This window comes from Tianweitania populi (assembly GCF_014652875.1).
Lineage (GTDB): Bacteria > Pseudomonadota > Alphaproteobacteria > Rhizobiales > Rhizobiaceae > Tianweitania > Tianweitania populi.
This window is the reverse complement of the sequence record NZ_BMZQ01000002.1, coordinates 1-20,484: the sequence shown is the minus strand read 5'-3', so window position 1 is coordinate 20,484 and position 20,484 is coordinate 1. Positions and strand designations below refer to the sequence as shown.

The 20,484-nt window shown below is 58.2% G+C and carries 21 protein-coding genes and 1 pseudogene; 15 read left to right on the top strand and 7 right to left on the bottom strand.

What is annotated here, in order from left to right; genetic code table 11:
- Positions 1-42: 42 nt before the first annotated feature.
- Positions 43-840, bottom strand: coding sequence for a transporter substrate-binding domain-containing protein (locus IE166_RS09420; RefSeq protein WP_189503346.1), 798 nt, complete (start codon positions 838-840; stop codon positions 43-45).
- Positions 841-1,060: 220 nt separating this feature from the next.
- Between IE166_RS09420 and IE166_RS09415 the strand changes: the two genes are divergently transcribed.
- A complete protein-coding gene (locus IE166_RS09415) occupies positions 1,061-3,424 on the top strand; it encodes an EAL domain-containing protein (protein WP_189503345.1) in 2,364 nt (787 codons plus the stop codon).
- A 644-nt stretch (positions 3,425-4,068) separates the two neighbouring features.
- Here IE166_RS09415 and IE166_RS09410 read toward each other — a convergent pair.
- Positions 4,069-4,407, bottom strand: a complete 339-nt coding sequence (locus IE166_RS09410; protein ID WP_210312955.1) for a hypothetical protein — start codon at positions 4,405-4,407, stop codon at positions 4,069-4,071.
- 196 nt (positions 4,408-4,603) lie between these two features.
- On the bottom strand, positions 4,604-4,990 hold the full coding sequence (locus tag IE166_RS09405; RefSeq protein ID WP_244641430.1) for a cupin domain-containing protein: 387 nt from the start codon (positions 4,988-4,990) through the stop codon (positions 4,604-4,606).
- Positions 4,991-5,103: 113 nt separating this feature from the next.
- On the opposite strand from IE166_RS09405, the gene IE166_RS09400 reads away from it, so the two are divergent.
- On the top strand, positions 5,104-5,586 hold the full coding sequence (locus tag IE166_RS09400; RefSeq protein ID WP_308430517.1) for an SOS response-associated peptidase family protein: 483 nt from the start codon (positions 5,104-5,106) through the stop codon (positions 5,584-5,586).
- A 20-nt stretch (positions 5,587-5,606) separates the two neighbouring features.
- Here the strand turns inward: IE166_RS09400 and IE166_RS09395 are convergent, their stop codons facing one another.
- Positions 5,607-5,843, bottom strand: a complete 237-nt coding sequence (locus IE166_RS09395) for a hypothetical protein (protein WP_189503342.1) — start codon at positions 5,841-5,843, stop codon at positions 5,607-5,609.
- Between the two features lie 151 nt (positions 5,844-5,994).
- Between IE166_RS09395 and IE166_RS09390 the strand changes: the two genes are divergently transcribed.
- From IE166_RS09390 to IE166_RS09380, 3 genes are all read left to right on the top strand, one after another.
- Positions 5,995-6,207, top strand: a complete 213-nt coding sequence (locus IE166_RS09390; protein WP_308430516.1) for a hypothetical protein — start codon at positions 5,995-5,997, stop codon at positions 6,205-6,207.
- A 3-nt stretch (positions 6,208-6,210) separates the two neighbouring features.
- On the top strand, positions 6,211-6,981 hold the full coding sequence (locus IE166_RS09385) for a hypothetical protein (RefSeq protein WP_189503341.1): 771 nt from the start codon (positions 6,211-6,213) through the stop codon (positions 6,979-6,981).
- A 741-nt stretch (positions 6,982-7,722) separates the two neighbouring features.
- Complete coding sequence (locus tag IE166_RS09380) at positions 7,723-8,622, top strand: LysR family transcriptional regulator (protein ID WP_189503340.1); 900 nt, start codon at positions 7,723-7,725, stop codon at positions 8,620-8,622.
- Positions 8,623-8,674: 52 nt separating this feature from the next.
- Here IE166_RS09380 and IE166_RS09375 read toward each other — a convergent pair whose 3' ends face one another.
- A complete protein-coding gene (locus IE166_RS09375; protein WP_189503339.1) occupies positions 8,675-9,550 on the bottom strand; it encodes an SDR family oxidoreductase in 876 nt (291 codons plus the stop codon).
- Positions 9,551-9,801: 251 nt separating this feature from the next.
- Here IE166_RS09375 and IE166_RS09370 point away from each other — a divergent pair, with 251 nt between their 5' ends.
- The 7 genes from IE166_RS09370 (at position 9,802) to IE166_RS09340 (ending at position 16,478) form a co-directional block, all read left to right on the top strand.
- Complete coding sequence (locus tag IE166_RS09370; protein WP_189503338.1) at positions 9,802-9,963, top strand: hypothetical protein; 162 nt, start codon at positions 9,802-9,804, stop codon at positions 9,961-9,963.
- Between the two features lie 111 nt (positions 9,964-10,074).
- Positions 10,075-10,164 (top strand): AAA family ATPase, encoded by a 90-nt coding sequence (locus tag IE166_RS20805; RefSeq protein WP_189503337.1) that lies wholly within the window; start codon positions 10,075-10,077, stop codon positions 10,162-10,164.
- 109 nt (positions 10,165-10,273) lie between these two features.
- On the top strand, positions 10,274-10,603 hold the full coding sequence (locus IE166_RS20800) for an AAA family ATPase (protein WP_280514871.1): 330 nt from the start codon (positions 10,274-10,276) through the stop codon (positions 10,601-10,603).
- A 1,080-nt stretch (positions 10,604-11,683) separates the two neighbouring features.
- Complete coding sequence (locus IE166_RS09355; protein ID WP_244641429.1) at positions 11,684-12,667, top strand: ABC transporter permease; 984 nt, start codon at positions 11,684-11,686, stop codon at positions 12,665-12,667.
- Between the two features lie 71 nt (positions 12,668-12,738).
- A complete protein-coding gene (locus IE166_RS09350; RefSeq protein WP_189503336.1) occupies positions 12,739-13,737 on the top strand; it encodes a substrate-binding domain-containing protein in 999 nt (332 codons plus the stop codon).
- Between the two features lie 114 nt (positions 13,738-13,851).
- The gene (locus IE166_RS09345; RefSeq protein ID WP_189503335.1) at positions 13,852-15,450 is read left to right on the top strand and encodes a sugar ABC transporter ATP-binding protein; all 1,599 of its coding nucleotides are present in this window, start codon (positions 13,852-13,854) and stop codon (positions 15,448-15,450) included.
- A complete protein-coding gene (locus IE166_RS09340; RefSeq protein ID WP_189503334.1) occupies positions 15,447-16,478 on the top strand; it encodes an ABC transporter permease in 1,032 nt (343 codons plus the stop codon). Before IE166_RS09345 ends, IE166_RS09340 begins: the two co-directional genes overlap by 4 nt.
- 521 nt (positions 16,479-16,999) lie before the next feature.
- On the opposite strand, the gene IE166_RS20945 is transcribed toward IE166_RS09340, so the two are convergent.
- Entirely contained in the window at positions 17,000-17,329 is a 330-nt protein-coding gene (locus IE166_RS20945) for an LLM class flavin-dependent oxidoreductase (RefSeq protein WP_210312954.1), read from the bottom strand.
- Between the two features lie 20 nt (positions 17,330-17,349).
- Between IE166_RS20945 and IE166_RS09330 the strand changes: the two genes are divergently transcribed.
- A complete protein-coding gene (locus tag IE166_RS09330) occupies positions 17,350-17,745 on the top strand; it encodes an ABC transporter ATP-binding protein (RefSeq protein WP_280514880.1) in 396 nt (131 codons plus the stop codon).
- A gap of 35 nt (positions 17,746-17,780) precedes the next feature.
- Here the strand turns inward: IE166_RS09330 and IE166_RS09325 are convergent, their stop codons facing one another.
- The gene (locus IE166_RS09325) at positions 17,781-18,155 is read right to left on the bottom strand and encodes a hypothetical protein (protein WP_189503332.1); all 375 of its coding nucleotides are present in this window, start codon (positions 18,153-18,155) and stop codon (positions 17,781-17,783) included.
- Between the two features lie 378 nt (positions 18,156-18,533).
- Here IE166_RS09325 and xylB point away from each other — a divergent pair, with 378 nt between their 5' ends.
- Both xylB and IE166_RS09315 read left to right on the top strand, forming a co-directional pair.
- The gene (xylB, locus tag IE166_RS09320; protein ID WP_189503331.1) at positions 18,534-19,982 is read left to right on the top strand and encodes a xylulokinase; all 1,449 of its coding nucleotides are present in this window, start codon (positions 18,534-18,536) and stop codon (positions 19,980-19,982) included.
- A gap of 33 nt (positions 19,983-20,015) precedes the next feature.
- Positions 20,016-20,484, top strand: a pseudogene (locus IE166_RS09315) (xylose isomerase); the annotation flags it as partial.

Below are 20,484 nucleotides of genomic sequence, written 5' to 3'. Positions count from 1 at the left end.
GATTTGGTTGCCAAGACTGCACCTTCGCGACGCAGTTCACCCTTATCGAATGCTGAACGGAAAGTATTTGGCGTTGATAGCGTCGTAGGTTCCGTTCGAAGAGATCTCGGCCAGTGCAGTGTTGAATTTTGCGCGGAGGTCGTCATCTGCCTTGCGGATGGCGATCCCGGCACCGTCGCCGAAAAATTTGCGATCGATGATGTCGTTGCCTCTGAACTCGCAGCAGCCACCCGCCTTTGTGTTTGTCAGCCAGTCGTAGATCGCAAGTTTGTCCTCGAAGGCTACGTCGATGCTTCCTTCCGCGAGCCCTTTGTAGAGGTCAGGCGATGAGGGGAAGATCGTCACCTTTGCATCGGGAAAGAACTCGGCGACGTAAGCTGCCTGCACCGTATCCAGAGTGACGCCAAGAGCAAGGCCACCCAGAGACCTCGACTGGAAGTCAGGCATTTCTCTTTCCTTGCGGACGACGAAAACCGAAGGGCTGGAATAATAGCTGTTCGTGAAGGCAACGAGCTTCTGTCTCTCCTCGCTCATCGACATCGAGGAAACGATAGCATCGTAATGGCGCGCGTTTAGGTTCGGGATCATGTCATCCCATTTCTGGATGATGAACTCGCACGAAAGGTTTGCAGTCTCGCAAAGCGCGCGAGCAATCTCGACGTCGAAGCCCTGAAGTTTGTTGTCCGCGTCGACATAGTTGAAGGGCGGAAAGCTGCCTTCCACCGCAATTTTGGTAATCACTTTGGTCTGCGCCTGGCTGAAGTCTGGAAAGGCGATCATCAGGATACTTACAGCCGCGAAGAGCGCAGGGGAAAGCGGTGACGCATTGGCGAAGCGCATGAGACCTCCCGGCTGTATGGAGCAACGCAAATCGGCTCCGCTGCGCGACAACGGTGGCCGGAAACAGCTTAAGATAAATTGAAATCGGAATCGACGTTTCAATGTAATCATAAAAGCAAGTTCCAGTTGTTTCGTAAGGCATGCTCAACGCATTGGCGAGATACTCCGCCTTAGTGGGGGATTGTCTGTGCGTCTTAACCTTCCAGAGCCTGGCTATCTGATGTACCGCGCTGCCAATGCTTCCAGCAGCGTCCTGTGGTTGATTGGGGGGATTGGACTCGCAACCTTAGGCCTCGTCGTTCTGTCCGGCCTCTGGGCTGGTGCCGAAAGCGATGCCGCTGCGCTTGAACGTCAGCGGTCGCTCATTAATCAACGCCTTCACGAACAGGTCGACCAGGTGGCCGAAGCGATCGACCAGGTGAGCTCCGGCTACATGGCTTTATTGTCCTCGCAAGTCAGCCGTGTTCCCAGTCCGGTCAGCAGCGGCGATGTTTTGGCGTCGGAGGTAGCTGGGCCGGAATCCGCGGAAACGATAAGCAAGATCGTTGTTGCCGTGTTCGGTTACGACCAAGCATTCGTGGTTGATGGCAATGGACAATTGGCGATGCGCTCGGGTCCGGAAGTGGAGGCACGCTATCGATGGATACGACCGCTGCTGCTGCCGCTGCTGCGTGAAAGACAGCCTGGCGCAAATCCGGCTCGTCGAATGTCCAGCAACAATGTCCTCGCCAACTCGTCGGAATCAAGTTCTCGTCGCGGCAGCTTTGCTGAACTGATGCGCCTAGAGGGCCGTCCCACAATTGCCGGTATCGCGCCAATAAATCGTGCCGAGGATCTCAGCTCAAGAGAGCCACCTCTCACGCCGCAAGACATGCGCTATCTGATCGCAATCCGCTTCCTGGACGGTGCCGCGCTTGACGATCTAAGCCGCGAGCAAGGATTGAATGGTGCCCGGTTTGCTCGCTCTGCAGATCCCGATCCCAATGAAGTGGCCGTTCAGATCGATGCTGGCGCCACTGGAGAACCGATCGGCTTCATCGTCTGGAGCCCCGACCTGCCTGGCTCCAGGGTTATTGGACGCCTTCTGCCTGCTTTGCTAGGCGCAGCACTTGTCATTGCCGTCCTCTTCCTGCTGCTTCTTAAACGTCTCAGAACGAGCCTGATCGAACTCAAGCTCAGCGAAGCCAATGCCCGCCATCTGGCGAGCCATGATGTCCTGACGGCCTTGCCAAACCGCGCCTATTTCTCGGCTCAGCTGGAAGAATGTCTTGCGAAAAAGCCGGTGTCCGATCAGCGATCAGCGATTGCCCTGATCGACCTTGACCGCTTCAAAGCGGTCAATGACCGCTTCGGTCACGCGGCCGGGGACGAACTGATCCGTACGGCCGCCGAGCGCATGCGATCCATAATAGGACCGGCTGACGTCCTGGCCAGGATTGGTGGCGACGAGTTTGCGCTCCTGATCTGCACCAGCGGCAGGGAGGAAAATACCCTTGGTGACAAATGCAAGGCGCTTGTAGCTGAACTAAGCCGTCCCTTCCATCTCCGGTCAGGAGAAGTTGTGGCCCACATAGGCGGGTCGGCGGGCATGACGCTTCTTCCGCCCTCAGGAGGGAGTGCAAGCGAGATCCTGAGACAGGCCGATGTTGCTTTGTACGAGGCCAAGAACCAGGGTCGCGGGAGATCTGTGCTGTTTCAGCCAGACATGGAAGAGGGCCGCGACGCACGGGAAGCGCTCAAGGGCGAGTTGCGCAAGCTGCTGGAGAACTCGCCAGACAGCGGTCTGGGGCAAAACGGCCAGTCTGCTTCTACCTTCGGCTTTGACGAGAATTTCGGGAAACTCGATCTCTATTACCAAACAATCCACCGTGCGTCGGATGGCTACAAGCCGTCTGGCGCGGAAGCGTTGATCCGATGGCATCATCCACGGCATGGTTTTCTAGCACCCGACGAGTTCATTCCGCTTGCGGAGGAGGGCGGCTTGCTTGAACTGCTGGGTCGTTGGGTGCTGCGGGAGGCCTGCAGCGCTGCAGCAAGTTGGTCGCCAGACACCTTCGTGGCCGTAAATGTCTCACCTTCGCAACTACGAGTGCCGGGCTTTGAGGATGTGGTTGAGACCGTGCTTCTTGAGACAGGCTTGCCTCCGTCACGTCTCGAACTTGAAGTAACAGAGTCCGCCCTGATTGAAGACAGCCGCGACATCGCCGGAGCATTGAGGCGTCTTCGGGCAAGAGGTGTACAGGTCTCCCTTGACGACTTCGGCACGGGGTACTCATCCCTAAGCCATCTCATGCATTTCGGCATAGATAGAATAAAGATCGACAGATCTTTCGTAGCGCTCCTCGGAGCCAGAGCGGATGGAGCCGCGCTCGTCTCCGGGCTGCTGAGCCTCGCGCGTACTCTGAGTATTTCGACAACTGCGGAAGGTGTAGAAACCGAAGCGCAGCGGGACTTTCTTGTGGCCCTTGGATGCACCGACCTGCAAGGCTTCCTTTTCTCCAAGCCAATGCCACTCGGTGAACTTCAAGCAAGGAGCGAATTTTCCCAACTACGTTCAGGGGAATTAGGACGAGCTCAAAGTTAAGCAGCGTTTCTTTCAAACATGGTGCTGAGCAATCTTAAAAGCTATCTGCCAGGCATCGGCAACATTTCCATTGCCCAGGCGTGAACTGATCATCGACGGCAAGAGGGGGCGGCCTCCTACCAGTGCTAGCTGCTTGTTTCCTCGATCCTACATGGCAGTAAGTGGTGGAAAGCTATCAGTCGGTTTTCTGGCACTAAAGACCTATAGGGGGCGGTGCTTTGAAGGCAACAAGCTCGGCTACTTGGTTGGCCAGTCAGGCCTCTTTCATGAGGGGCATCGCGCAACCGACGATTGTCACGCACTGCTTGACGTTCTGGCACGTGCGGTGGAGGAGGTGGAATAACCGCCTTTCGCCGAGCTGCTTCGATCGAGTGCACGCTGCAGGATCGCATCTTCGCCCAGATCTCACCGTTCGACATGAAGGAGGCGAGGGTTGTCGGTGGTCGAACGGCGATGATGGGCGATCAAAGACATGGTGTACTCAAATCAATGAGGAGTTGTACGACGAGGAGCTTCGTCATCTGCGCACGAAGATCTAAAGGGGAGTGGGCAAGACGGCTTTGACGCTTATAGCCAGCTCGTAACCGGTGGGCCTTTATCTGCTTGATGGCCGACCATCTAGGATACAGCCCGATCCTGTCCCCTCAGAATCGCTTACGTTTAGCGTTGGTAATCATCATAGCCGCGGCGAAGACAATCGCATCCTCTACGAAGCCAGTGGTTGTTTGTCCCCAGCGGCGCATCGCCCATTTGCGTGTGGCAAGCCCCAGGTAGGACGATCCGATTGCCGCGCCGATGCCGAGTGTTGCTCCCGCTGCCCTATGCTTCGAAGGCGCGAGAGCCGCACCTGCAAAGCCGCTGGTAATCGTTCGCGCGAGCAGGCCGAGGAACACCGTCCGATCCGGCGCGGTCTTCATCTTGTCGCCTGCCACCTCTGCGGCCGCCATCACCGCACCGCCTGCGGCAATCAAGGGCAACTGCATCAAGCGTGCTTCAGGGTTATCGTGCGGAAGCGTTCGGCGCCAAGCTGCGAACGCAAGCGCTGCAAGTGGCATCATCGAGCGCTGGCCAGCAGTAAGGCCTATCAGCATTGATCTGAGCATGGGACGTCCTGTCGATTGGTCATCCACTAACGTCCGAGCAGGCCTGTTTGGTCCCTCCGACTGATCGAAGACGGCTTTATGCGAGGTCCGTTTGGATCCAACGATCGGAATGATGGATGTCGATCGTCTGCAAACGTCCTGGACCTAGGTTCACAAACCTATGGGGTACACCAGCAGGTCCTAACACGGCCTCTCCTGCGGTGGCGTCGATTACTTGATCCCCCACAAAGAACCTGGCCCGTCCCGCAAAAACCACGAACGTCTCGTCGTAGGGATGAACATGCAAGGGTGGACCCTCACCAGGTGTATCGTTGCCGTAGGCGAGCACTGTCACAGGGCTGCCAATGGTCTCTCCTGCTAAAGAGCCGCGCCATGGACCGGGTGCTGTTGGATCGAACAGGAACCCCTTGGCAGCCGATCTACCATCGGCCTTCACTGTCTCGGGATCGAAATCTTTGCGCATGACACACTCAAGAGCCGACTTACAGTCAAAGACCATGCCTGTAAGTTCGCGCTATGTGCAACCTCTACAATGTACCCAAAGGTCCGCAGGCGATCCTTGAGTTCACACGAGCGATGCGTACCGACGTCGGCAATCTCGAACCTGGGAAAGTGTTTCCTGACTATTCGGCGCCGATCGTTCGCACTGACGCCGACGGCGAACGCGAGCTTGTCCGTGCCCACTGGGGAATGCCGTCTTCACAGAAGGCGCTGACGGATACCGTCAGCACACGGGCCGATAAGCTGCGTGCTAAGGGCAAGGATGTCGACTTCGCGGCTTTGCTGAAGATGGAGCCGGACGCAGGCACCACAAACTTCCGCAACGTGTCCTCCGCCCCCTGGAAGCGGTGGCTGGAGCCGGAAAGCCGCTGCCTGGTGGCGGCGACGTCCTTCTCCGAGTACGGCCCTATGCCTGACCCGGTGACCAACAAGAAGCCGTTGCACTGGTTTGCGCTGGATAAAAGAGAGCCGCTGATCGTGTTTGCTGGGATGCGTGCGCCCTGGAGCGAAGCGAAGGCACTACAGCGACCGTTTCCCGATGCTCACTGTCTATCGTAGCTGGCCCGACATCCTGACTTCTACTTCTTGCGTTCGAGCGGCTCAATCCCGCCGATCTCGTCATCCGGGATGGTTCCGGCTTCGTTGTCTGCTACCGCGTTGGCCAGAGCTTCGGGATGGTAGTCAGCGTCGGGTGCCCCGGTCATGTTCACCAGCGTATCCGAGACCCTGGGCATGTCGCCATGGGCGGGTGTGCGCTCGGTTTCCGAGGCGGACTTTCGCGATAATATGCTCGGACGCTCGTTGTTGGTGGCCATGTGGATCTCCTAGAATTTGTCTGGTGTAACCAACGGCAGCCAGTTTGGATGCGCCCCATCTTGTCGCCAAAGCAGTTCTTGATCATCATTGCCGGCATGACTGGGGATCATGATGTCATCTGAAGCAAAGCTCCCGAAGCTGATTGATGTTATGGTTTCCGATCGCGACGAAGAGGGCGAACTGCAGACTGTGTTCGGCCCTGTCGATCAACAAAGCGAGGAAAGGGCGGTTCGAATTGCGAAGGGGCTCACCGACAAACACGCGGAAGTCATCGCCTGGTCGCGCGTGGCCGATGTGGCGCTTGGGGAGTACGGCGAACCGACGGTGCTGTTTCAGGCTGGCGCCATGCCGGATGTGGAGTAAGCGGTGCGCATTAGATGGTGGCAGTCGCTAAAAAGCCTGGCGAACTCAACCATAGCCCTTTCTCTTGTTGTCTCCGCTTTAATCGCTTCGGCTGCTGTATCTGCTGTCTGGTTGATCGCTTTCGAAAAAGAAGGCAGCTGGCTCGCCTTACCGATCCTCTTCTTTTCAGGGTCGATGCTTTACGGGTTGTTCGCCTCCGCTTACTCACGAGGCCAAGCCGACAAGTGGATGGCGCTTTATCCGGGGCCCATCAGCTTCAGCGCGCCGCTCTGGCATCGCCTTCTGCTATGCCTCGCCGTGATGCTTCTCGCAGGATTACTCTTCTACTCTGTTGGCGTTCGGGGAGAGCCGGGACGGCTTGACGATTGGGATCCTCTCAACCTGATGATAGGCGGGATATTAAGCCTCCCTGTGACGGCAGGCGCTCTTTGTACGCTGCCCCGCCGGGAGCTTGTACTCAGGCGTGAGGGCTTCGAGTATCTAAAGCTGACTGGTCGGTGCTCTTACCGCTGGGAAAGCATTTCGGACTTCAGGCTGACGAGCCAAGGCAACATTCTCGTATGCACATTTGCACACCAGCCAAAGCATCGCTGGTTTGGTCGAAGAGGTCTGATGATTGCTGGCCAGGTGGGCATCCTTAAAACGTCGTTGCGATCGTTGATGACTGCTTGGCAGGAACGGGCTTTGGCTGATCCGCAAAGATCAACTATTGGTCGACACTCTCAGGGCACAGCGAAGTCGTCTCCTAGACGATCCCTGCTCGACTATGCCTAGATTCTTTCGCCGCCGCTCTCTTCGGTAAGCCACAGGTACTTTTCACGGCCGGCGCCGTGCCGAACATGGAGTAGAAATGCTTAGAACAATCTCGGCCCTTCTGGTGTTACTTTCCGCCGCGTCTGCCCAGGCCGGATACATAACGGACGCTTTGAGTGAACCCGAGGAGTACGCAAATCTCGCTTTGGCAACCGCGTAACAGTTCCTGCCGGTTTCACCAGAGTTGAAGAGTCAGACAACGGGGATGGTGGCGTAGCTCGCTCCGCCGATGGCACCGCTGAACTCCGGGTGTGGGCAGCTTATACGGACCAAAGCAGTTTCTCTGCTGAGAACAGATGGCGTGTTGAGCAAGATTTGCATGCGGGCTGGGTGATTTCTTACAAGCGTGAAGCAGACGTGTTCTGGAGTTGGTCAGGAAGAAAAGGGGCGCGGATTTCCTACCAGCGTGCGATCCCGGTATGCGACGGCGCATCTGTATACTTTCGACTGGAGTATAACGAGAAGCATGCTGCTGCTTTCGAACCGGTAGTGAGGAACCTGGTGAAGACACTAAGTGCTGCCGAGTGTGAATGACTTGCACCACCGCCGCTTCGTAGGCTTGCTTCACGTAACTGTCAGAAGGCCGAACTTGACGTCTTACTGTCGGGCAGTGATGGACTGCATGCAGTGGCTCGCATGAGGTTCCGGTGCACCAAACATGTTCGAGCACCTGATCTCGGTAGAAGACATCAAGCATGACACATGGTCTTTGACAGCCGCCTTCTGAACGGGATCGGAGTTCTTTCGGCTGTAATTGAAGCGGGCAGCTTCAAACGCGCTGGTGAAGCCATTGGACTGACGCAATCGGCTGTAAGTCGAGCGGTTGCTCGCCTCGAGCAACGTGTCGGTATCCGCATCTTTCACCGAAATGCTCGATCCATTACCCTGACCGATGAAGGCCGGCGCTTCTACGAGCAGGTTGCGCCGCACCTGACCAGCATCGAGGACGCCGCAACAAGGGCAGCCGGAGCAGGCGCTGAAGTCCGCGGCCGCCTGCGCATCAACGTAGACAGCTGTTTCGGGCATTACGTGCTTGGACCCGTCCTGCCCACGTTCCTCGACCGATATCCTGAGCTTTCTCTGGAGATGCATGTCCGTGACCGGATGGGCGACCTGGTTGCAGATGGGTTCGATGTCGGTATCCATTTCGGCCCGCCGGAACCCTCGTCGCTCATCTGCCGATTGTTGCTGGAAACACGCGTCCTGACTTGCGCATCGCCAGCCTATGTCGAGCGATGGGGGAGGCCTGAACACCCCAGTGACCTAGAAGCGCGCGAATGCATCCTCATGCGTGATCCAGCAACGGGCAAGCATTACGACTGGGATTTCGTGAAAGGCGAGGAAACGATTGCCATCAAGATCAACGGCCGGATGATGGTGACCGATACAGGCGGCCTGCTTGCCGCGTGCCAGTCTGGCTACGGCATCGCGCAACCGCTGGAAATCTACACGCGTCCGCTGCTGGCGGACGGACGCCTGATCCAGCTTCTGCCGGATTGGGCCGAAGAAACCTTTCCGCTTTACGTCTACCACCACTCGCCGAAGATGGTATCAGCCAAGGTGCGTGCCATCCTCGACTTTCTGACTGAGATTGCGAAGTAGGCGGCTGTCGAGCGACGAGCGCCGCTCGACCTGCCACGCAGCCTTCTGATGCTTAAACGACGCCACCATTGGCGAAGATGGTTTGTCCGTTGATCCAGGCACCATCGCCTTCACACAGCGTGCCGATTACGTTTGCAATGTCTTCGGGCTCCCCGAGGCGCTTGTGCGGGGTGCGCTGAACGAAGCCGTCGATCATTTCAGGCGTCTTGCCATCAGTGAACAGGGTCGTGTTGACCAGACCAGGTGCAACAGCGTTCACCGAGATCTGCCGCCCGGCAAGCTCCTTTGCTAGGATGTTCGAGTAATAGGAGTTGGCACCCTTCGTGGCGGTGTAGGGTCCGTAAGTCGGCGAACGAAGCTCGATGATGCTTGATGACAGGCTGATAATGCGTCCGCCGTCGCGAACGCGCTTGGCAGCCTCGCGAAGCACAAAGAAACCGCCCTTCAGGTTGACGTCGATCATCCGGTTAAAGTCGTCGTCGCTCATTTGCGCGAAGGGCGCGAGGTTCATGATGCCGGCATTGTTGACCACGACATCGACGCCGCCGAAGGCCTTGTCGGTTGCCTCGAACAAGCGCGCAACAGCGCGGGGATCGCTGACATCGGCCTGTTCCCAGGCTGCCTGTCCGTCCGCTGCTTCGATATCCCGCACAACCTCAGCAGCGAGATCGCGATTGACCACGCAGTTGACCATGACCTTGTAGCCATCGCGCGCAAGGCGCTTTGCTGTCGCTGCACCGATGCCGCGCGACGACCCAGTCACGAGCGCAACCTTGTTGCTTCCGCCACTAGGCACTTGCGCCGCAGCTCCTGACGCCACGACTGCTGCGAAGGCAGGTGCAGCGGCAGCCGCTGCGAGAAGTTTGCGGCGCGAGACTACGCCTGCTGAAGCGCTGCTACCGCCTGTAATGTCGTTGCGATCGGACATTTTGCATTCCTCTTAATTGCGTGAACCGTCTTTTCGACGCGTCACAAGAGGTAGCTTCTCGTTACAACGTCGCAGAACGCATTATGATTGAACAAGGAATGACAAAAAGTACCTCATGACATTGGTGTTGCGGCGGGTAGTCTGCAGCGACGATAGTGAAGATGGATCCTCAGGCTGGCAGAAACTTCCGATAGGACGGGAACAAGCAGCTATCACCTCGCAATTGCCAGTTGCAGCCCTCGGACGGAATCATGGCCGAAATTGAAATTTTGGACGCGGAAGGTGAGAACGCTCTGACCTTTCGGGCACTTTCAGTCCATCTGGGAACTGGCAGCGGGGCGATCTATTGGTGCGTAGCAGACGAGAACGCCTTGCTGAACGCTGCGACCAACTTCGTCGTCGCAGGGCTCTAAGCCGGTGTGCTGGAAGCCCAAAGCCTGCAGAGACGATCCGCGCGATTGGCTTGGCCGTTTCGATGCCATCGACGCCCGCCCCTGGATCGGCACGCAACTGTCGCGCGAGGCATGGCAGGTAGGTTGCTGCTTTCCGGACCGCCGGGAACGGGCAAGACAACGTTCGCGCGGGCTCTCTGCAACAGCTTGCGGTGCCTCTAATTGCCACATCCGTGTCTACCTGACCGGAGCGGAGCCATCTTGGCAATGTCATCAAGGGCATGTGGCTGGCCTTTGAGGAAGCACAGGACCATGTACCCGCCATTTGTTCGTGAACGAGATCGACGGCATCGGCAGGCGCGGCGAGAAAAACGAATACGCTGACTACTGGAACAGCGTCGTCAACAAACTGCTGGAGCTGCTCGACGGCACAACCCGTTCCGACGGCCTAATTATCGTAGGCGCAACCAACGGTCCGGATGTGATTGATCCAGCCCTCAAGCGGTTGGGACGTTTGGAGACGCATATCGAAATCCCCTGCCGTGGCAATGGTGCCGAACTCGGATGTAGACATGGCGAAGCGAGACGCGCGCGAGGAGCGGCTCAGGGAGCAAAGAGAGTACCAGCAGGAGTATCGCAAGCGCATCAAGGCATCGCGTGAACCCGACCGGGATGAGATCGCGCGCGAGCTCCTGCACTACGCGATTACAGAAAACTTGAATTTTGGATGCGGAAAGCAGCTGCGGCTGCTGGCTGACGCCGTGATCGAGCGGCTGTTTGCCGCGGCTTCGATGCCAAGGCGTCGGACCGAGCCTTCAAGGCGATCGTGAAACGATATGGCGAAGGCTGGACTTTCCAGGGCAGGGGGCACCTCCTCCCGCAAGTCCACAACGTTGCGGAGCATTGGGAGGAAAGCAGTGGACGCTAGGCAACCGGAGGTGAAGTGGGTAACGAACCTTGATACCCTTGATGGTTGCGACGCGATCCTTAATCGCCGCATCATCCAGCGGAGCTTTGATCCAGCCGATGACCCGTGCACTGTGCCCACAGGCACGCAGTACGTCACCAGGGGGGGGGGGCCATCAAACGCCGTTATCACCTGCCTTGCCTACTCCCCATTACTTCGTAAAACGCGGATTGCCAGTCTTGCGCCTCGGAATTGCGTTAGAGCGATCCAGTTCCGACTGAGCTCGTTGCGAGGAACTGCAAAATCGAGCTTCATTTGTCCGTCTTGGAATAGTGTCCCAGGTGGACAAATGCTTCCTTAAACGCCGGATCCAGTGAGCTGCTTTCGTTGAACCTTATGCCCTTGTCTGGCTGAACCTGGACTGTCGGCTAATAGGCCGCTGAAGATTAAATTCAGACTTTCAGCATACGAGGCTGATCAATTTAACTAAGTGGCGAATACTCTGTCTTGCGAACGTTCGAAATTTAACAATCCTTCCTACTAACATAAGGGCATGACTAGGTGGGCACAATCAGCGGGGCGCTTTTTACCTAAACGCGGTCTTGAGACCGGCCCTGTGGCCCGAACTCATCACCAAGAACAGTATTGTGCTTCTTAGATTCAACCACCGTTGAAAAAGCGGATCGCCACTTAGAGGCTTAGGAAGGTGAATGTGGAGTTTACGTATTTCAGCTTGTGTTTGACAGATGTCGATCTAAAGGTAGCTTAGGGTGGGAAAACGTCTCTCGCCTATGCCTCAGCTAATCGACAATGAAGATATGACGGAGCAAGTAGGTGGATAGGCAATTTGATGGCCAGCTTGGCTTCTTGGCCAGTGTCAACGTGCTGATCCTTGTGGCCGCACTGATGTTTGTGGGCGGCTCCTTCATCAATCTTTTTAATTTTCAGTCCATGGGCGCGCAGGTGCCTGAACTCGGCCTTTTATCGCTGGGTGTCATGTTGGCGATGATTTCCGGCAATGGCGGCATCGATTTATCGGGCATCGCGCTTGCCAATCTGTCTGGCGTCGTGGCCGTACTGCTGGTTCCGTTTGTTGTTTCGCCCGAAGCCGCCCCCTCAGCCTACACGTTCAGCTTCGCACTGGTGGCACTGTCAACTGGCCTCGTTGGCGGCATGGTGAACGGCGTGCTTGTCGGCTATGCCGGCCTCACGCCCATCATTGCGACGTTGGGCACTCAGCTGCTGTTCACAGGCATTGCGGTCGGCTTGACCGGCGGCTCGGCCCGCACGCTCGGCTACATCGTACCGATGGATGATTTCGGCAATATGCCCTTCTGGGGAATTCCGCTGCCGTTTGCGCTGTTCGTTGCCGTTGCCGCCATCATTGCCGTCGTTTTGCGTTTTTCCTCGTTCGGAAAACGCCTGTTTCTACTCGGCAGCAATCCAACGGCAGCCTTCTTTGCGGGCATCCCGGTGCGTCGTATGCTGTTCCACACCTACACGCTGGCGGGCGTACTCGCTTCCATCGCCGGCTTCATCATCGCCGCACGAACCTCGAGCGTGAAATGGGATTACGGCACGTCCTATGTGCTGGTGGCGATCCTCGTTGTGGTAATGGCCGGTGTACGGCCCGCTGGCGGATATGGACGGGTCATCTGCGTCGTACTGTCGGCCATCGCATTGCAGATGCTTTCCAGTCTGTTCAACTTCATGAACATTTCGAACTTCTTCCGCGATTGCGCCTGGGGCGTGCTGCTGCTGCTTTTCCTTGCATCGGCTCGCATCGACCTGACGCCCTACCGACGCGTCCGGAGTTGAAGAACCGACCGCAGCGCACGCCCTCATGCGCAGCGGCGATCATCGAGAGGGATAAAGGGAGGACCCCAAACATGCGTAAAGTTTCAACTCTTCTCGGCGGCGCGGCCATTTTCGCCCTGCTCGCAACCCCGTTGGTTGCCCAGGAAGGCAACAACAGCATCGTGACCGTGGTGAAGGTGACTGGAGAAAACTGGTTCACCCGCATGGAAGAAGGCGTCAAGGCTTACGGCGAAGACAACAAGGACGTGACCACCCGCCAAGTCGGCCCGGCCAAGGCCGATGCCGCTCAGCAGGCCGCGATCGTGCAGGACCTGATTGCCCAGGGCGTCGGCGCCATTGCCATCGTGCCGATGGACCCGTCTTCGCTGGAAGGCGTGCTGCGGCGCGCGCAGGGCCGCGGCATCAAGGTCATCACCCACGAAGCCGACAACCTGCAGAACACTCTGGTTGACCTGGAAGCCTTCGACAACACCGCTTTCGGCGCCCACTTTAACGAACAGCTCGCCACCTGCATGGGAGGCAAGGGCAAGTGGACCTCCTTCGTCGGTTCGCTGGGCAGCCTGACCCATGTGCAGTGGGCGGATGGCGGCGCGGAGAACGCCAAGAAGCATTCCGAGATGGAGCTTGTTTCCCCGAAGAACGAGTCCTTCAACGATGCCAACCGCGCTTACGAACTCGCTAAGGAAATCCTGCGAGCCCATCCCGACATAAAGGGCTTCCAGGGCGGTTCGGCCATCGACGTAATCGGCATCGGCCGCGCGGTCGAGGAAGCCGGCCTTGCCGACAAGACCTGCGTGATCGGCCTCGGCCTGCCTAAGGACTCCGGCCCGTACCTCGACTCCGGCGCCGTTGACAGCATCTCCTTCTGGGATCCCAAGGATGCCGGCTATGTCATGAACATCCTGGCCCACAAGGTCCTCAAGGGCGAGGAAATCACCGACGGCATGGATCTCGGCGTGTCCGGCTACAACAAGGTTGCCGTCACCAAGGGGCCGGGCGAAGGCGTGATCGTGCGCGGCCAGGCCTGGGTCGACGTAACCAAGGACAACTACAAGGACTACCCGTTCTGATCATCTGAACGGCGCCCACGAAGGCCAGGACGGCGCCAGGTCGTCCTGACCTTCCTCCTTATCTGACCGCAGTGCTTCGATGCGCTGCTGCAGGCTTTACGCAGGACCGAGAACATGGAACTCGACGCCAAGAGCCAGCCCGCCGCGGCCCCGGGTCAGCAGCGCGCCCGATCAACGCCCTTCCTTGAAGTGCGCAACCTCCACAAGCGTTATGGCGGCGTGCATGCCTTGCGCGGCGTGAGCTTTTCCATCGAGCGCGGCCAGACCTATCATCTGCTTGGCGAAAACGGCTGCGGAAAGTCGACGCTGATCAAGATCCTGTCCGGCGCTCAGCCGTCCAGCGAAGGCGATCTCGTGATCGACGGCACCCCTCGCAAAGAGCTCGACCCGATCCGCGCCCTGCAGGCCGGCATTGAAACCGTTTATCAGGACCTGTCGCTTCTCCCGAACCTTTCGGTCGAGGAGAATATCGGCCTCACCCAGCAGCTGGTTGAAGGCAATGGCCGCTTGTTCCGGCCGCTGCACGGCCGCCGATTGCGCGAAACCGCCAAGGGCGCGCTCGCCAAGGTCGGCCTGCCGACCGACAACGGCTTCTTGTCCAGCCGCATTGAGGACTTGCCGATCGCGACGCGCCAGCTGGTGGCCATCGCACGCGCCATTGCCGGCAAGGCCGGCCTCGTGATCATGGACGAGCCCACCACGTCGCTAACGCGCCGCGAGGTGGAAAACCTGATTTCGGTTGTGCGCACGCTTCATGCTGATGGCGTGTCCGTGCTATTCGTCACCCACAAGCTCGATGAGTGCAAGGAAATCGGCGGCCGTGCCATTGTGATGCGCGACGGCGAGATGGTGCGCGAATGCGACATCAGCGAAGCCAGCAAGCGCGAACTCGGCCAGTGGATGACCGGCCGCGAGCTGGAAGAAGGCCGATACCGCGAAAATCCGCAGCTTGGCGATACGCTTCTGCAGGTGGCCGATCTCAGCCGCGACGGGCGCTTTGCCGATGTGTCCTTTTCCGTTGCCAAGGGCGAAATCCTCGGCATCACCGGCTTGCTGGACTCCGGCCGCAACGAGCTGGCGCTGGCCCTTGCCGGCGTGGTTCCGGCTGATAGCGGCGAAATCCGGCTTGGCGGCGAGCGCCTGTCCCTACCCGATCCAGCGTCCGCTAACGCGGCAGGCGTCGGCTATGTGCCGGAAGACCGCCTCACGGAAGGCCTGTTTCTGGAAAAGCCAATCGAAGACAATGTTGTCATGGCGATCCTCAACCGGTTGCGCAACATGCTCGGTCTGGTGGATCGCAGCAAAAGCGCAGCCGTTGCCGGCAAGCTGATGAGCGACCTCAAGGTCGTCGCCCCTAACATCAAGGCGCCGGTGCAATCCCTGTCCGGCGGCAACCAGCAGCGCGTGCTGATCGGCCGCTGGCTGGCCATCGAGCCGCGCCTCCTGATCCTGCATGGCCCGACCGTCGGTGTCGATGTCGGCTCCAAGGACACGATCTTCCGCATCATCCAGGGGCTTGCTGATACGGGCATGGCAGTGATCCTGATCAGCGACGACCTGCCGGAACTGCTGCAGAACTGCGATCGCATCGCGGTGATGCAGAAGGGCAGGGTCGTGGCCACGCAAGCGGCCGAAAGCCTAACCGAAACCGCTCTTTATGAACTGATGGGTGCCGCGATCCGCACGGGCGACGCGGCGGGGAAAACAGCATGAGCCTGTCTGCCACAAATGAAGACCACGCTCCGCGCGCCGGCTTTGCAAGCCGCACGGCAGGCTTCTTTCGCCGTTATCCGGAAGCCTTTGCCGCCCTTCTGATCGTGGTTTTGTGCGTCGCCGTCGGTCTGCTGAACCCGGCCTTCTGGCAACTAGCCAACCTGTTCGACATTCTGCGCGCCTCCGTTGTGCGCGGTCTGTTTGCGCTGGGCGTCCTGATGGTGCTGGCTGCGGGCGGCCTCGATGTGTCCTTTTCAGCCATTGCCGCGCTTGTGATGTATGCCGTCACAAAGGCCGTGACGCTGTTTGCACCCGACATGGGCATGCTGTCGATCTTCATCATGTCGGCGGTTGGCGGCGCGCTGCTAGGCGCGATCAACGGCCTTCTCGTAAATACGCTGAAAGCGCCATCGCTGATCGTCACTATCGGCACGCAATATGCCTATCGTGGCTTTCTGCTGACCTTTATCGGCACGGCGCTGTTCATGAATATCCCCCCCGCCATGGACGCGTTTGGCCAATGGAGCCTGATGTCGCGCACAGCCGAAAACGGCTTCACCGTGCAACTGCCGGGCTTCGTTCTGGTTCTGGCGGTTGCAGCGCTTGCCACCTGGGCCATGCTGCGCTTCACCCTAATCGGCCGCGCCGTTTATGCCATTGGCGGCAGGCCCGACATTGCCGAGCGGCTAGGATACCGCGTGTCCAGCGTACAGCTTTTCGTGTTTGCCTGGGCGGGCATGCTGGCCGGCATTGCCGGCATCATCCATGTTTCGAGCAACCGGCTTGCCAACCCGTTTGATCTCGCCGGTATCGAATTGTCGGTAATCTCGGCCGTGATCCTCGGTGGCGCCCGCATCACCGGCGGATCGGGCTCCGTCCTTGGCACGCTGCTTGGGGTGGTTCTGATCACGCTGGTCAACAATGTGCTGATCCTGATCGGCATTCCGAGCTCATGGCAGACCGCGATCCTCGGCCTTTTCATCCTCTGCGCTGGCGTGTTCTTTGTTCTGCAAAAGCGCGCTGGGTGAGACGAGCCGAAACCATCTGAGTGGTCAGATCTGCCGAGGGTGTCGCGCGGTACCGCACCAATAGCAAAATTCGCCCATTGGACGTGAATGTCTGCCACTGGCCGAAAGCTGACCGGTAGCTATCAAACAATCTTCAGGGAAAGGGGACGTTCGGCTATCGGTTCTTTGCGAGACCATCCAAGCCTCAGTGGATCCGTCCCGAACCCTGATCTACACGAACACCAGTCAGTCCTTCGATCATGTTGAAGTTGAAGGTCGTGCGCCGGCTTCGCGCATTCCGGCAATCATGGTGCGCAGGTCGCCTCATCGCGTCCAGAGCTCCTGGACCTCGCAATACAGCGCATGTGCTCCTCGTCCGTTTCGTCGGTGTAGACGACGATGCCGGGAAAGATGAACTGCTCGTCCGGCTTGCGTCCGACGCGAGCGACCCGAGCCTTCAGGTCGGCATAGTAGGCCTTGGCGCCATCCAAGCCGAAGGTCGACGAGTTGGTGAACTTGATGTCGAATATTTGGTACCCAGCTCAATGGAGCGATCTGACCGGCCGGTATTGACAATCGGGATCTGTCCTTGAATCGGGCGCTGCGCGTTGAGCGGTCCTTCGACGTTGAAGAATCTCCCATGGTGGCTGACGCGATGGACACGTGCCTCGTCGATGAAGTGGCCCTTTTTCCTTGTCGGCAGCGCGCGCATCGTCCTTCCCTCTGTCCCAGAGGGATTTCACCACCTGAACGAACTCGCCAGCCCATTCGTAGCACTGGTTGTTGTCCCAGTGCTCCTTGCGACCGTAATTCTGGGCTGCCGCTTCGGCTTCGCCCGTGACGATGTTCCAGCCGATCCGACCGCCGCTCAAATGATCGAGCGTAGCAGTTTCTGAGGCTCAAGGGTTTCGAGCATCATCGTCCGCATCAACTGTCAGGCGGCATGCGCCAGCGTGTATCGCTGGGTCGGCTCCTTGCCTACGAACCGGACATCTTCCTCATGGATGAACCGTTCGGCGCCCTCGACAGCCAGACAAAGATGGCGATGGGACGCGAGTTGTTGCGGATCTGGGCCGAGGACACGAAAACTGTGGTTTTTGTCACCCACGATATCGAAGAAGCCGTCACGCTTTCGGACAGGGTCATCGTCATGGCCGCAAAACCAGGGCGCATCGTGCTGGATCAGTCAATTGATCTTGCACGTCCAAGAGATGCTCGGCAGGTCAGAAAGGATCCCGTTTACCGGGAGCTTGTTGATCATATCTGGCAGCATATCGAAGCAAGATAAACGAGCCACTCCTTTCCCCATGACGAGTAGACATCTTACTGCTCGCGCGAATAATCACGTCTTCCATAAGCTTCGCCAAATTCCAGCAGCACGCCAGCTAATTCACGTGGCGTTGGAAATGGAAGAGGCATCATATTGGCAAGATGAAGCATAACGCGTTTGCCATCACAAAGATCATTCTCGATACGGTGGAGAACAGCTTTTGCTGCGAAGCAGGCATTCAAGTCTGGCCTGTTTGGTACGCCACCCTTCGGTATGTAGATTATGCATGTTCGCGCAATACCTTGCTGCAATGTCTGCATATAGGAAGCCGAGCAGCGCATCTGATTGCTGGCCAAGAAGGCATCGTTCTGCTCGTCCTGTCTCCATTTTAGAACGAGGTTTTGTGGATGATCCGCTTCCGCCGACATGATGCAGATCATGCCAGCTACAAAGATGCACAAGAACGAGCCTGAGGTTGTAAATGCCTGCTGTTTTGTTCAGCTGCACTTACTTGAAGTTGAATCTCTAAATTAGCTTTTTCTAATTCCTTGGAATATTTGAGACCGATGGTGCCTTTACGTTCCTAGGCAGCTGCCACTCATCGGACTTGAAATCCTAGCTTCCTACTCAGGTATGGATACTGCTGAGCCTTGGGCTTGAACTCTCCGAAGCAGAAAACGTTCGATAGCGCAGGGTTCCTGCTTTTCGCTCTCGTGCATTTTGCTATGACAGAGCCCAACAGCCTCACCGGAGGCATCGCTTATCGCGAACTCTCAGCTTCGTGCGGAGAGTTGCTGGAGGAATGCATGTATCTAGGTCTCGATCTCGGCACGTCGGGTGTTAAGGCGCTGCTTATCGATGATGAGCAGCGGATTGTCGGATCGGCGAATGGTTCGCTTGAAGTGTCGCGGCCGCATTCAGGATGGTCGGAGCAGGATCCGGCCCATTGGATCCGTGCCACGGAAGAAGCGATCAGCGCGCTGAAGGCCGCCCATCCGGCTGAACTTTCCGCAGTGAAAGGTGTCGGTCTTTCGGGTCAGATGCATGGCGCGACTCTGATCGATGCTACCGGCGCGGTCTTGCGACCGTGCATTCTTTGGAACGACACGCGCTCTTATCGGGAAGCCGCAGCACTTGATGCCGATCCGCGCTTCCGCGACATTACCGGTAATATCGTCTTCCCTGGCTTTACCGCTCCCAAACTGGCTTGGGTCAAGGCGAACGAGCCGGACGTTTTTGCGAAGGTGGCCAAGGTTCTCTTGCCGAAGGATTATCTGCGCCTATGGCTGACCGGCGAAGCCATTTCGGAGATGTCGGATTCTGCCGGAACGGCGTGGCTCGATGTCGCTAATCGCAAGTGGTCGTCGGATCTTCTTGCGGCGACCGATCTTGATGAAAGCCACATGCCCGCTCTAGTGGAAGGCACGGAGGTCGGCGGCACTTTGCGTGCCGAGCTGGCCTCGGCTTGGGGCATTAGTGGCACTGTTGTTGTTGCTGGTGGTGCGGGCGACAACGCCGCCTCGGCCTGCGGTATGGGCACGGTAAAGCCGGGTTCGGCTTTCGTGTCGCTCGGTACCTCAGGCGTTCTGTTTGCATCCAATGCTGCTTATCTCCCGAACGCTTCAAGCGCGGTGCATACATTTTGCCACGCTCTCCCGGGCACCTGGCACCAGATGGGCGTCATCCTGTCGGCCACCGATTCGCTGAACTGGCTCTCGCGTATCACGGGCAAGAAAGCTGCCGATCTGACGCAGCCTTTGGGTGACACTCTGCGGGCGCCAACAGGCGTGACCTTCCTGCCTTATCTTTCAGGTGAGCGCACGCCGCATAATGATGCTTTGATCCGCGGCGTTTTTTCTGGGCTGGAGCAGGAGACGGGTGCGACCGAGATGACCCAGGCCGTGCTCGAGGGTGTTGCCTTCGCGTTCCGCGACAGCCTGGAAGCACTTCGCGTTGCGGGCACCGAACTCAGCCGCGTTACGGCCATCGGCGGCGGATCGCGGTCGCATTACTGGTTGAAGGTCATTGCGACAGCGTTGGGAATCCCGGTCGACATTCCTGCCGATGGCGATTTTGGCGCAGCATTTGGCGCAGCGCGCCTTGGCTTGATTGCCGCGATCGGCGCTGATCCCCTGACTGTGTGCACGCCGCCGGCGACAGACCTCACCATCGAGCCGGACAGTGCTTTACGGCCGGCCTTCGAGGACGCCTACGAGCGCTATCGCAGCCTTTATCCCGCGATCAAGGCTGCTTGAGCCAAGACGCGGCATGGTTTTGGGAGGATCATCATGACGACAGGCTTTTTCGGCGACGTTGCGCCGGTGCGGTTTGAGGGAACGGACAGCACCAACCCGCTGGCCTACCGCCACTACAACAAAGACGAGTTGGTGGCCGGCAAGCGGATGGAAGACCATCTGCGCTTTGCCGTGGCCTACTGGCATTCCTTTGCCTGGGAGGGCAGCGATCCGTTTGGCGGACAGACCTTCGAGCGGCCGTGGTTTACCGCGGATATGGCTGGTGCCCGGTTAAAGGCCGATGTTGCGTTCGAGATGTTTGCAGCGCTTGGCGCACCGTTCTACTGCTTCCACGATGCCGATATCAGGCCGGAAGGCGAAACGTTTGCTGAAAGTGCCAAGCGGCTCGACGAGATCGTCGACATCTTTGCGCGCAAGCAGGAAGAAACCGGCGTCAAGCTGCTGTGGGGCACGGCAAACCTGTTCTCGCATCGCCGCTATATGGCAGGTGCCGCGACCAATC

What these genes read in the sequence shown, in the direction of transcription:
- IE166_RS09375 (WP_189503339.1), bottom strand. Translation starts at nt 9,550, where the DNA reads ATGTCCGATCGCAACGACATTACAGGCGGTAGCAGCGCTTCAGCAGGC.
- IE166_RS09345 (WP_189503335.1), top strand. Translation starts at nt 13,852, where the DNA reads ATGGAACTCGACGCCAAGAGCCAGCCCGCCGCGGCCCCGGGTCAGCAG.
- IE166_RS20805 (WP_189503337.1), top strand. Translation starts at nt 10,075, where the DNA reads ATGGCAGGTAGGTTGCTGCTTTCCGGACCGCCGGGAACGGGCAAGACA.
- IE166_RS09415 (WP_189503345.1), top strand. Translation starts at nt 1,061, where the DNA reads ATGTACCGCGCTGCCAATGCTTCCAGCAGCGTCCTGTGGTTGATTGGG.
- IE166_RS09420 (WP_189503346.1), bottom strand. Translation starts at nt 840, where the DNA reads ATGCGCTTCGCCAATGCGTCACCGCTTTCCCCTGCGCTCTTCGCGGCT.
- IE166_RS09325 (WP_189503332.1), bottom strand. Translation starts at nt 18,155, where the DNA reads ATGTCGGCGGAAGCGGATCATCCACAAAACCTCGTTCTAAAATGGAGA.
- IE166_RS09390 (WP_308430516.1), top strand. Translation starts at nt 5,995, where the DNA reads ATGGTTTCCGATCGCGACGAAGAGGGCGAACTGCAGACTGTGTTCGGC.
- IE166_RS09370 (WP_189503338.1), top strand. Translation starts at nt 9,802, where the DNA reads ATGGCCGAAATTGAAATTTTGGACGCGGAAGGTGAGAACGCTCTGACC.
- IE166_RS09410 (WP_210312955.1), bottom strand. Translation starts at nt 4,407, where the DNA reads ATGCAGTTGCCCTTGATTGCCGCAGGCGGTGCGGTGATGGCGGCCGCA.
- xylB (WP_189503331.1), top strand. Translation starts at nt 18,534, where the DNA reads ATGTATCTAGGTCTCGATCTCGGCACGTCGGGTGTTAAGGCGCTGCTT.
- IE166_RS09395 (WP_189503342.1), bottom strand. Translation starts at nt 5,843, where the DNA reads ATGGCCACCAACAACGAGCGTCCGAGCATATTATCGCGAAAGTCCGCC.
- IE166_RS09340 (WP_189503334.1), top strand. Translation starts at nt 15,447, where the DNA reads ATGAGCCTGTCTGCCACAAATGAAGACCACGCTCCGCGCGCCGGCTTT.
- IE166_RS09380 (WP_189503340.1), top strand. Translation starts at nt 7,723, where the DNA reads ATGGTCTTTGACAGCCGCCTTCTGAACGGGATCGGAGTTCTTTCGGCT.
- IE166_RS09350 (WP_189503336.1), top strand. Translation starts at nt 12,739, where the DNA reads ATGCGTAAAGTTTCAACTCTTCTCGGCGGCGCGGCCATTTTCGCCCTG.
- IE166_RS09400 (WP_308430517.1), top strand. Translation starts at nt 5,104, where the DNA reads ATGCGTACCGACGTCGGCAATCTCGAACCTGGGAAAGTGTTTCCTGAC.
- IE166_RS09405 (WP_244641430.1), bottom strand. Translation starts at nt 4,990, where the DNA reads ATGCGCAAAGATTTCGATCCCGAGACAGTGAAGGCCGATGGTAGATCG.